We start from the raw sequence: 10,686 nt of genomic DNA, 5'->3' as shown, positions 1-10,686 counted from the left end.
GCCGGGTGGCCCATGCGGGCCGCCTGCCTTCGTCTAGGAGGATGTATGAAAGAGATCAATGCCATCATCCACAGCAACCGCATTGCCGATGTCTTGGATGCGCTGAAAGAAGCCGATTGCACGAGCGTCTGCGCGGCAGTTGTCAGAGGCCTTCTGAGAGCCATTGATACCCGCGAGCAGCACTACTCCGTGGAATTGGCCCAGGCCATCATCTTCGAGTACAAGCTGGAACTCGTGTGCGAGGACGACCAAGTCGAACGCTTGGTGGAGATCATCAAGCGCAATGCGCAGACGGGTCAAGCCAAGGCGGGCATGATTTATGTGACCGAAGTGCTGCAGGCGATCCCGATCACTGGCGAGCGGACCTAAAGCGGGCAAAGGGGATGCAGACATGACCGCGAAGCTGGCCTTGGATTTGTCACTTATCCTTCCCAACCTGCCGGATGAACATGACGCCTGCTTCCAGCGCTTGACGCAACTGTTGCAAGCGGAGGGCCTGGAGCAGGCCCATCTCATCCGCGAGGACGGCACCGCCCGCCTCTGCGTGCACTACGATCCGGCACATGTCGATGTCGCGCGGGTGCGCCAGCTCGTGCAGGCTGCCGGCGCTCAAATCGGTAAGCAGTACCAGCACGCGATGCTGCGCATCGATGGCATGGACTGCGCCGACTGTGCTGGCGTCATCGAGCATGCGCTCGGGCGCATGGACGGCGTGCTGGAGGCCTCGGTGAGCTATGCCGCCGAACGCCTGCGCCTGGAATACGACACCGAGAAAGTGTCCCTGGATGCCATCCGCCAGCGCATCGAGGCGCTCGGCTACAGCGTGATCGAGAAAGGCCGCGAGCGCGGTTGGCTTGCGGAGCACCGCGAACTCATTCTCAGTCTGCTGGCCGGTAGCCTTCTTCTTGCCGGCTGGTTGGGCGACCGCTTCGGCGGCCCGCCGCCGCTGTCGCTCGTCCTGTTCCTGGTCGCCTACGCCGCTGGCGGGTTCTACACGATGCGCGACGCTTGGCAGAGCCTGCGGAGCCGCCGCTTCGACATCGACCTCCTGATGATCGTGGCGGCAGCGGGCGCCGCCGCCCTGGGCGCCTGGGCGGAGGGCGCCCTGCTGCTTTTCCTCTTCAGCCTGGGCCACGCCCTCGAACATTTGGCCATGAACCGGGCGCGCAAAGCCATCGAGGCGTTGGCGGCGCTCGCCCCCAAAACCGCCCTCGTGCAGCGCGACGAGGCCGAGATCGAGGTAAGGGTGGAGGATCTGCAACGGGGCGACCGGGTGGTGGTGAAACCCGGTCAGCGCATTCCTGCCGACGGCCGCGTGGTTTCGGGCAGCTCGGCGGTGGATCAGTCGCCGATCACCGGCGAGTCTATGCCGGTCGACAAGTCGGTAGGGACCACCGTCTTTTCCGGTACCATCAATGGCGAAGGGGCGCTGGTTGTCGAGGCCACCAAGCTCGCGCGCGAGAGCACGCTGTCGCGCATGGTCGAGTTGGTGACCACTGCGCAGACGGAAAAGTCCCCAACGCAGCGCTTCACCGACCGTTTTGAGCGTGTTTTCGTTCCCGTCGTGCTCGTTGGCGCCGGACTCCTGATCGTGCTGCCACCCTTGTTTGGCATCCCTTTCGCGACATCATTCTACCGCGCCATGGCGGTGCTGGTGGCCGCCTCGCCTTGCGCCCTGGCCATCGCCACGCCTTCGGCCGTACTGTCCGGCGTTGCGCGCGCCGCGCGCGGCGGCGTGCTGGTCAAGGGCGGCGTCCACCTGGAGAACCTCGGTGCCTTGTCCGCCATCGCCTTCGACAAGACCGGCACCATCACCGAAGGCAAACCCCGCCTCACCGATGTCGTGGCCTTCAATGGCGACGAGGACTCGCTGCTGCGCACGGCCGCAGCGGTGGAAAGCCGCAGCGCGCATCCGCTGGCACAGGCGGTGCTAACGGCCGCGCGCGAGAGAAACCTGGATTGGCGCGAGCCCGAAGCCCTAGATTCCGTTACCGGGAAGGGGCTGCGGGCTCGGATCGAGGGGCGGGAAATCGCGGTCGGCAATTTGCGGCTCTTTGAGGGAGAGCCTCTGCCCGAGATCGTTGACCAGACCGTGACCCGTCTGGAAGAGGCCGGCAGAACCGTCATGCTGGTGCGCGCCGGCATCAACTTCCTTGGCGTGCTGGGTTTGGCGGACACGCCGCGTCCTGGCGTACGTGACATGCTGACGCAATTGCGCGGGCTGGGCATGCGCAGGACGATCCTGCTTACCGGCGACAACGAGCGCGCCGGGCGGGCTATCAGCCAGTCGGTCGGTCTGGATGAGGTCCTGGCGGGCCTCTTGCCGGAGGATAAGGTCCGGGCCGTCGGGGAACTGGAGCAAGCCTACGGCCCGGTGGCGATGGTGGGCGACGGCGTCAACGATGCACCGGCCATGGCCCGCGCGACCGTAGGTATCGCCATGGGCGGAGCCGGCACCGACGTGGCCCTGGAGACAGCAGACGTCGCGCTCATGGCCGATGACCTGTCGAAACTGCCCTTCGCCGTGGCGCTGAGCCGTGCGGCCCGGCAGGTGATCCGCCAGAATCTCTGGGTTTCGCTCGGCGTGGTAGCCCTGCTCATTCCCGCGACCCTGTTAGGTTGGGCGGGCATCGGCCTGGCGGTGCTGGTGCATGAGGGGTCCACCGTGCTGGTGGTTGTCAACGCCTTGCGTCTCCTGGCCTACCGGGAGGAAATCCGCCTGCCGGCAAACGGAGGCGCATCGTGAATTTCGACTGGCGGTTGGAGCTACTTTTCGTCGGGCGCACGCTGCTGGCCGCGTCCCTCGGCGGACTGATCGGCTGAAAGCGAAAGGTGGCAATCTTAGGCTGGAAACAACGAAAGGAGACAGTGTCATGGGATTCCTGGAACGTATATTGGAAAGGTTCGGCGGCCAGTTCGGTGGCCATCACGGTGGCTCCAAATACGGCGGCTATGGCGGCGGCCATCACGGTGGTGGCCGCCATGGCGGCGGGTACAATCAAGACTGGCCAGGCAATCCGCCCAGCAGCGGACCCACTCCGGGCGCCAGCGTTAATACGGGCCAGGTCTGCCCCAATTGCCGGACCGTCAATCCACCCGATGCCCGTTTCTGCATCCAGTGCGGCACACCGCTGAGCGCCATCACATGCCGCCATTGCGGTGCTGGGATACCACCGAACGCCCAGTTCTGCAGCCAATGCGGCCAGCCGCAGCGATAATTTCAGGAGAGCGCCATGTCCGGCCAGAGCTTGTTCAGCTATATGCTGTTACCGCTTGCCGTCACCATCCTGGGCGGCATCATCGCGGCTTTTCGGGCGCCGGGTCCGAAGCTAACGAGCGCCATCCAGCATTTCGCCGCCGGCGTCGTGTTCGCCGCCATCGGCCTGGAACTGCTGCCGGATCTGGTGGGCGAGCATGCGCCGTTGGAAGTATTGGTTGGTTTCACGGCCGGCGTCCTGCTGATGCTCGGGGTCAAGTGGCTCACCGAATTTCTGTGGCCCGAGCCATCCGCGAAGCCACGTGTCTCCCCTCGGGCTCGTCGAGGGCGAACATTTTTTCCCATTGGTCTCGTGGCTACCGTGACGGTGGACTTGATGATCGATGGATTTCTGATTGGCGTAGGATTCGCCGCGGGTGCAGAAAAGGGAAAAAATCTCATGATCGCACTCACTGTCGAACTCCTCTTTCTCGGGCTTTCCGTGTCGGCGGCCCTCGCTCAAAGCGGTGTGGGCCGCCTCACCAGCATCGTGACCACCACCATCATGGCTTTTTTCGTGGTCATCGGCAGTGTGACGGGCTTTTCCCTGTTGGCGGGCCTGCAGGGCCCGGCTCTGGCTGGCAGCATTGCTTTCGGCAGCTCGGCCCTGTTGTACCTGGTTACGGAAGAGCTGCTCGTGGAAGCACACGAGGTGCCGGAAACGCCCTGGCTGACTGCAATGTTCTTTGCCGGGTTTCTCCTCTTTTTGGAGCTGGGCATAACGAATACTTGAGCGCTGATGTAAATTGCAGAAGCACCCCTATCAGCCCGGGAATTTCGGGTAGATGGTTGGCACAAGCATGACAAACCATGAAAGGAGATGGCTATGATGCACTACTGGGACTGGGAAGATCGTTGGGGAATGGGGTGGGGAATGGGGCCCATGGGGTGGCTGCTCATGTTGCTGTTCTGGGTTGCGGTGATCGGGCTCGCGGTTTGGCTGGTCGTGCTTCTGAGCAGGCGGCAGGGTCGTTCTGACCAGAGTCGTTCTGGATCTTCGGTGGCGTTGGACATTCTCAAGGAGCGGTACGCCAGGGGCGAGATCGGCCAGGAAGAGTTCGAGCAGAAAAAGCGCGACTTACTCTGACGACCACGGCCGTGGCGGCCACCGCTGCAAGGGCCGGGCAAACCACGCCCGGCCTATTTCAGCAGCGCTCGTAGCGCATGGTTGCGTGCCTGCAGGTCATGGGCCAACTGGAGCGCCACCAGGTATTGAAAGTGTCGGGCGATGGGCGCGGCGGCGTTGAACAGGAGATGCCAAGCCGTATGCGGCAGGGCCCCCGCTGTCACGGGACCGCTAGCCGTGCAACTCGCCACCGCCGGGATACCCTCAATGAGGGACAGCAACCCGAAAAGCTCGCCGGGCCGCAGGGTTTTCAAATCCTGCCGTTCCCGCTTGATCGGGTCGTAACGGGACACCGTCACTTCTCCCTCAAGCAGCAGGTAAAGCGTCTGACCCGGTTCCCATTGTTGGATGAAGACATGACCGTTAGGGTAGTCATCCACGCGCATGGCTGTGGCCAAAGCGTTGATCTCGTTTTCTGAAAAGGCCTTGAAATCCGGCAGCGTCCGAATGAAATCCTTGAGAAACATCACTGTCCCCCCTCCGCGCCGGCGAGCTTGCGCAGCACCAGCTTGAACCATGCGGCGCCCGGATCGCCGCTGTCCTGAGCGATGATAGCGCATGCCGGCAGCTCCCATTGCCCGTCCGGCGCTTCCCGCAGGGCTTCATCGGAAGCACGCAGGCGTTCGGCCATCACCCCGATCAAGACGTGGGTGAGCACCCCGGCGACGGCCTCTTGCTCCCGCTTCAGGCGCTCGAAATCGTCATACTTCAGCTCCAAAAGCTGAAGCGCGGTCTCTGCCAGCACCGTCGCGCTGGCCGTCCGTTCTCCGCTAAACAGAGCCACCTCGCCAAGCCACTGGCCCGGCCCGAAGCGCCCCAGACGGATCGAACAGCCGCGCTCCTCAATGGCGACGGAGCAAACCCCTTCCATAACGAGATACAGGGCGTCCACTGGTCCCTGATCCTGAATAACGACCGTGCCGATCGGCACACGCCGGGGGCGCATCAGATCCTGCAAGGCACGCACGCCCTCCCGGCCCAGTTGTTCGGCCAAGCTCGGAAAGTTAGTCTCCAAGGCTCCAGCCATCCTTTTCCTCCTGTCCGGGTTAGCCAATGGGGTACCGCAGCCCTGCGGGCGGGACCGTTTGCTGTCCATTATGCACATGGGTCTTCCGGATTTCAAAGGCAAATTAGCGAATCTGCCACGCCTCCACTTCCCGCCTGCGCCGTTAGCAACAATACGGATGAGCCGCTGGTGATTCTGTAAACCTCCCCAAATCAGTGCCACTCATTACTAGAAGTGTCGGGGGGTGAGCACGTGCTACTCGACGGGGTCAAAGCGTCAAGCGCGTCGTGCGGTAAGAGCTCGTTGTCATCCGCGATCCAGGCTGCCGTCCGCTCGCGGACTGCTTCCAGCGTCCTGAACACCTACATGTCCAGCACCGCTTCCCGGTAACTGCGGTTCAATCGTTCAATGAATCCGTTCTGCATAGGCCGCCCGGGCTGGATGAACTCCAGTGCCACGCCATGCTGCTGCGCCCAGTCGACCAAGACGCCAGCGATAAATGCGGGCCCGTTGTCCATCCGTATCCTCGCCGGATAACCGCGCCAGGCGGCGATGCTTTCCAGTACCCGTACCACCCGAACTGCGGGCAGATACAGGTCAACCTCGATGGCCAGCACTTCGCGGTTGAAGTCGTCGGCCACGTTAAAGGTGCGACACCGCCGTCCGCACCACAGCGCATCGCTCATGAAGTCCATCGACCAGCTTTGGTTGGCCTCAGCCGGCACCGCCAGCGACTTGGGATCCCGGGGCGGCAACCGCTTCTTGCCCAGCCGTCGCCGATCCAGGCCCAGTGCGCAGTACACACGGTGCACCCGCTTGTGGTTCCAGCCCAACCGGCGTCGCCGAATGAGCTTGTAATCCTTGCCCAACCCCCGATCCGGGAACAAGGAAACCGCCCGACAGGCTGCACGCTGGCTCAAGCCATGTTGCCGAAGCTCCTGGACCATCCAGCGCTTCTCGTCGGGGGTCAGCGCTTTACATTCAGAACTTCCTTGATCGCCCGGTTCTCCAGGCACAGATCAGCCATCAGCCGCTTGAGCTTGCGGTGCTCCTTTTCCCGTTCCCTCAGGCGCTTTTCAATGTCCCAAGGATCTGACTCTCGCTAAACTTGCTCTTGCGCATCTTGGCATCTTGGCCTCTTGGCAACATAGGGTGCAAGACCTCCAGTTATGCATGGCCCGATTTTAGGGGAGGTTTACAACACCAGTGCCACGGCTCATAACCGTAGCCATATGGGTTATTTTCCGGGTAAGACAGAAAGAAACCGTAGCGCTGAGCGTTGGCGCTCAGCCAGGCGAAGGCCGGGGTGCGATCGAAACTGTTGGCGGACGGCCGGTAGCCGGCGGTAGTCACATCCACGGCGCGGCCGGTATGGTGCTCGCTGAAGCCGGGCGGCGCGTAGACCGCCAAAACCTCTGCCAGCGTCCGCCCCCGGGCCACATGGCTTCGAATGATCTCGAACTGTCGCTCGAAGCTGCGAAAGCCCGATTGGATCGCCAAGCTGACCCCGTCGGCAGCCGCGGCCGCCCGCATCCGGCACCAGGCTGCGCCCGCGACCGGCGTCAGGCGGTGCTCCCGGCCGTGGGCATCGACTTCCACCAGCGTGAGCACTCGGGCCTCCGGGCAGACCGGCAGTCGGCGCGCCCACACCGCGGCGGCGTCGGTGCCCAGCGCCGCCAGGGCCGTTTCGATGCGCACCAGGTAATCGGCCTCCTGCAAATCGGGCAAGACCGGCTCAGCGAAAGACTTCGCCATGTTCACTCGCCACCCGCTTCGGGCGCCTGGGTACCGTGCATTTCGTCAACCCGGGCCTTGTGCCGCACGAGCCGGTGGTCCCGATAGTCGGCCAGCGCCTGTTCGATCTCCGCTCGGCTGTTCATGACAAAGGGACCGTACTGGACGATGGGCTCGCGCAAAGGGCGCCCGGCGACCAGCAGGAAGCGGGCCTCCCGGCTGCCCGCCTGCACGAGGACCCGCTCGCCGGGCCCCAGCACGGCTAACTGGTCCGCCGGGATGCTTTTGTCATTCAGCCGGATCTCGCCCTCGAAGACATAGAGAAACACCGTCCAGTCCGCATCCACCGGGACGCTGAAGGCGTGGCCAGCGGCCAGGGTGACGTCGAGATAGCGCAGGCCGGTATGCGGATCCGCGACGGGGCCGCGCTGCCCGCCCCACTCGCCGCTCAGCACCCGCACCAGCACCCCCTCCTCCTCGACGGTCGGAATGGCCTCGGGCGCGATATCCTGATAAGCAGGCTCACTCATCTTCTCGCTGGCCGGCAGGTTGATCCATAATTGGAAGCCGCGCATGCGGCCCTCGCGCTGCTGCGGCATTTCGGAGTGGATCACTCCGCTCGCCGCTTTCATCCACTGCGCCCCGCCGGCGCGCAGATCCCCGCGGTTGCCCATGCTGTCGTGGTGCAGCATGTGGCCGTCGAGCAGGTAGGTAAGCGTGACGAAGCCCCGGTGCGGATGCTCCGGGAAACCGGCGATGTAGTCGTCGGGATTGTTGCTGCTGAAATGGTCCAGCATCAGAAAGGGGTCCAGGTGCGGACGCTGCCGGGTCCCGATGCTGCGGCGCACGGTCACGCCCGCCCCTTCGGTGACCTGGGTGGCCGGAATGAGTTGCATCAGTTCGCGTGTGCTCATCTTCGCCTCCGCCGATCGGCGCTACGACTGGTCATCCCGCCCGGCCGGCCGCGCCGGCCGGGCACTTGATTGCTTCAAGCATAGCGCCAATTCATCCTCCGGTCATGCCGTCGGCTCCGCCGAAGGGTCCAGTCGTGCTTCCACCGCGACCTTGCGCAACCGGCGCATTCGACTATCTGGATACATGCCCAGTGGTGGGTAGCTAAGAACAACGACAAAGACGACCAAGTCGCCCGGCTCACCCGAGTCGGGCTTTTTTGTGCCCCTTCCCCGCGGACTATGGCCAGGACCGGCCAGGATGCGCATAATGCAGGCAAGCAGCAGGAGGGGCGCCATGAAATTCAGCCAATTGGCCGTGGGCCAGGTGTTCGAGCATGCCGGCGAGCGCTACGTGAAGATCGGTCCACTGACCGCGCGCCACGAGCGCACCGGGCAGCAGAAATTCCTGGCGCGGGCCGCGCTGGTGCAGCCAATCGGCGGCTTCGCCCCGGAGAAAGCGGCCTCCAAGCGGGACGCACTGCCGGCGGACCAGGTGCTGGCCGCCTTCGAGAACTTCCATGACCGCTGCCTGCAAACGCTGGCGGAGTTGCACACCGAACTACCTCCCGCGCAGTGGGAACGCGCGCGCCAGCATCTGCGGGAAGCGCGCCAGGAGTTTCTGGACCGCTTGGCATGAGCAGACGCTGGCCGGCCGCAATCGACGGCCGGCGTGTGCCCCGCCGGGTTCACCCCTGCCCTGCCGCCTTCCGACAGACACCCAGCGCGAGTAACCGCCCCATGGAATGCAGACCTCATTGCGGGGCGTGCTGTATCGCCCTCTCCATTTCCTCCCCGATTCCGGGCATGCCCGGCGGCAAGCCCGCGGGCGTCCGCTGCACGCAGCTGACCGAAGATTTCCGCTGCGCCATTTTCGGGCATCCGGAGCGGCCCAAGTGTTGCTCGGGCCTCCAGCCTTCCATGGAAATGTGCGGCTCCCATCGTGAAGCGGCTTTGGCTTGGATGGCTTGGCTGGAAGAGGCGACCCGGCCGGAGGACTGATGCGTCGATGCCGTCTGCCGTGCCGCGGCATCCGAGTTCTTCCGCGGCTGCTCAGGTGACGCTCACCCCGAAGAGATGGCCGACGCCGTAAGTGGCGGTGCCGGCCAAGACACCGATGAACATCATGCGCAGCCCGCTGCGCAGCGCCGAACGGCCGGTGAACAGGCTGGTGGCTGCCCCGACCGCGCAGAGCGCACCCAGGGTCAGTGCGACCGTCGCGGCCAGGGCGTGCGCGTGCGCCCCGAGCAGGAATGGCAGGAGAGGGAGCACGGCGCCGGCCGCAAAAGCCAGAAACGAGGATCCGGCCGCACTCCAGGGGGAACCCAGCCCATTGGGATCAAGGCCCAGTTCCTCGCGCGCGAGGCTGTCCAAGGCATGTTGCGGGTCGGCCACCAGCGCCTGTGCCATACGCTCGGCATCCGCCGCCGGCAGGCCGCGCGCCTGATAGATGAGAGCCAGCTCTTCCGCCTCTTCCTGCGGGTAGGCCGCAATTCCTCCCGCTCCAGCCGAATCTGAAATTCGAACATCTCGCGTTGCGAGCGCATGGATACGTATTCCCCGGCAGCCATGGAAAAAGCGCCGGCCAGCCCGGTCAGCAGGATCACGCGATTGTCCACGGCGGCGCCGGCCATGCCCAGGATCAGGCTGGCATTGGACAACAGCCCGTCGTTGACCCCGAACACGGCGGCACGCAGATTGCCGCCACTGGTGAGAGCAGCATGCCGCTTTTCCGGCTCCTCCGCCGAAACGGGGTGCGGATGCGCGGGCGGCCGGGTATAAACCGACAATCCGCGCACCTTCATGGCGGCCAGGACCTGCAGCATGCGTCGGGGACCGACGCGGCGCAACAGTTGGGCCACGAGTCGCGTTCTGAGCGGCGGCCGATAATGGGCGGGCAACTGCAGGCCCTGCTGTCGCGCCAGCTCGGCCCAGGTGCGCGCCTGGTCCAGCGCGGCTTCGGCCAGATTGACAAACAAGCGCCCGCGGGCGCCGCTTTCAAGCTGGGCCAGCACCCGGTAGAGATAAGCGGAATTCTGCTCTTCGCGCCAGCTTTGCAGTGGGTCCATGCCCGCTCCTCAGCGTGCCGGCGCGTCCCGCTGGCTACCAGCGCCGCAGGGCGGCACTTGTTCACTCATGGCGTGCCGCGCGTGCCTGTCTGCAACCATCGGGCCGATGCGGACCGCCCTGTCCTCCCGGCACCCGGCCGGCATCAGTGCCGCCCGCCCGGCCGGATGCGTTCGAAGACGGGGTGGCCCATGAGCTGGTGCAGGACGGCGATGGCGACGTGGCCGCCCCAGTAGATCCACACGAAGGTGGCGATGAACTCGTGCGCCTCCCGATCGGTGTGCAGGGCGGGCGGCAAGTTACCGTTCTCCGGCAGCCACAGGAAGAGGATGAAGCCGGTCAGCGCCGAGCCGAGCACCGCCAGCAGGCCCAAGGCGTGGGTCAGGGCCGACAGGCCGCTGTGCTCCTCGCGCCAGGGCAGGCGCAGGCGCCGCAGCGACTGCAGATCGGCTTTCAGCGCGCGCCATTGCGCCGCCCGCAAGGGCAGCATGGTGCTCCAGCGTACCGGCGCCGGGCCGACCAGGCTCCAGACGAGATGCGCCAGGAC

The 10,686-nt window shown here is 64.8% G+C and carries 13 protein-coding genes and 1 pseudogene; 7 read left to right on the top strand and 7 right to left on the bottom strand.

Annotated features, from left to right (window positions below; all coding sequences use genetic code 11):
- Window positions 1-45: 45 nt before the first annotated feature.
- From G579_RS0106280 to G579_RS0106260, 5 genes are all read left to right on the top strand, one after another.
- Complete coding sequence (locus G579_RS0106280; RefSeq protein ID WP_028989496.1) at window positions 46-369, top strand: P-II family nitrogen regulator; 324 nt, start codon at window positions 46-48, stop codon at window positions 367-369.
- A gap of 22 nt (window positions 370-391) precedes the next feature.
- Window positions 392-2,746 carry a heavy metal translocating P-type ATPase gene (locus G579_RS0106275; protein WP_028989495.1) on the top strand — a complete coding sequence of 785 codons (2,355 nt, stop codon included), beginning with the start codon at window positions 392-394 and terminating at the stop codon, window positions 2,744-2,746.
- Window positions 2,652-3,218 (top strand): zinc ribbon domain-containing protein, encoded by a 567-nt coding sequence (locus G579_RS19710; protein WP_408033219.1) that lies wholly within the window; start codon window positions 2,652-2,654, stop codon window positions 3,216-3,218. The genes G579_RS0106275 and G579_RS19710 overlap by 95 nt, the downstream gene beginning before the upstream one ends.
- Window positions 3,219-3,233: 15 nt before the next feature.
- Window positions 3,234-3,989, top strand: a complete 756-nt coding sequence (locus tag G579_RS0106265) for a ZIP family metal transporter (protein ID WP_028989494.1) — start codon at window positions 3,234-3,236, stop codon at window positions 3,987-3,989.
- Window positions 3,990-4,082: 93 nt separating this feature from the next.
- Window positions 4,083-4,343 (top strand): SHOCT domain-containing protein, encoded by a 261-nt coding sequence (locus G579_RS0106260; protein ID WP_028989493.1) that lies wholly within the window; start codon window positions 4,083-4,085, stop codon window positions 4,341-4,343.
- Between the two features lie 53 nt (window positions 4,344-4,396).
- Here the strand turns inward: G579_RS0106260 and G579_RS0106255 are convergent, their stop codons facing one another.
- The 5 genes from G579_RS0106255 to G579_RS16215 form a co-directional block, all read right to left on the bottom strand.
- Window positions 4,397-4,849, bottom strand: a complete 453-nt coding sequence (locus tag G579_RS0106255; protein ID WP_028989492.1) for a cyclic nucleotide-binding domain-containing protein — start codon at window positions 4,847-4,849, stop codon at window positions 4,397-4,399.
- Window positions 4,849-5,376 (bottom strand): Crp/Fnr family transcriptional regulator, encoded by a 528-nt coding sequence (locus tag G579_RS18165; protein ID WP_162142977.1) that lies wholly within the window; start codon window positions 5,374-5,376, stop codon window positions 4,849-4,851. Before G579_RS18165 ends, G579_RS0106255 begins: the two co-directional genes overlap by 1 nt.
- A 374-nt stretch (window positions 5,377-5,750) precedes the next feature.
- Window positions 5,751-6,257, bottom strand: a complete 507-nt coding sequence (locus G579_RS19705) for a DDE-type integrase/transposase/recombinase (RefSeq protein WP_408033218.1) — start codon at window positions 6,255-6,257, stop codon at window positions 5,751-5,753.
- A gap of 298 nt (window positions 6,258-6,555) precedes the next feature.
- Window positions 6,556-7,143 carry a M15 family metallopeptidase gene (locus tag G579_RS0106240; RefSeq protein ID WP_081662626.1) on the bottom strand — a complete coding sequence of 196 codons (588 nt, stop codon included), beginning with the start codon at window positions 7,141-7,143 and terminating at the stop codon, window positions 6,556-6,558.
- Window positions 7,144-7,145: 2 nt separating this feature from the next.
- The gene (locus G579_RS16215) at window positions 7,146-8,036 is read right to left on the bottom strand and encodes a pirin family protein (RefSeq protein WP_051181000.1); all 891 of its coding nucleotides are present in this window, start codon (window positions 8,034-8,036) and stop codon (window positions 7,146-7,148) included.
- Window positions 8,037-8,370: 334 nt separating this feature from the next.
- Between G579_RS16215 and G579_RS0106230 the strand changes: the two genes are divergently transcribed.
- Complete coding sequence (locus G579_RS0106230; RefSeq protein ID WP_028989489.1) at window positions 8,371-8,712, top strand: hypothetical protein; 342 nt, start codon at window positions 8,371-8,373, stop codon at window positions 8,710-8,712.
- Window positions 8,709-9,074 carry a YkgJ family cysteine cluster protein gene (locus G579_RS19700; RefSeq protein WP_408033217.1) on the top strand — a complete coding sequence of 122 codons (366 nt, stop codon included), beginning with the start codon at window positions 8,709-8,711 and terminating at the stop codon, window positions 9,072-9,074. Before G579_RS0106230 ends, G579_RS19700 begins: the two co-directional genes overlap by 4 nt.
- A 51-nt stretch (window positions 9,075-9,125) precedes the next feature.
- On the opposite strand, the pseudogene G579_RS19470 reads toward G579_RS19700, so the two are convergent.
- Both G579_RS19470 and G579_RS16200 read right to left on the bottom strand, forming a co-directional pair.
- Window positions 9,126-9,877: pseudogene (locus tag G579_RS19470) on the bottom strand (VIT1/CCC1 transporter family protein).
- A gap of 407 nt (window positions 9,878-10,284) precedes the next feature.
- The coding region (locus tag G579_RS16200; RefSeq protein ID WP_169376783.1) for a cytochrome b/b6 domain-containing protein at window positions 10,285-10,686 on the bottom strand (402 nt) is incomplete at its 5' end.

This window comes from Thermithiobacillus tepidarius DSM 3134 (assembly GCF_000423825.1).
GTDB lineage: Bacteria > Pseudomonadota > Gammaproteobacteria > Acidithiobacillales > Thermithiobacillaceae > Thermithiobacillus > Thermithiobacillus tepidarius.
Note: the sequence above shows the minus strand (reverse complement) of the source record. Positions and strands in the feature narration are given on the sequence as shown.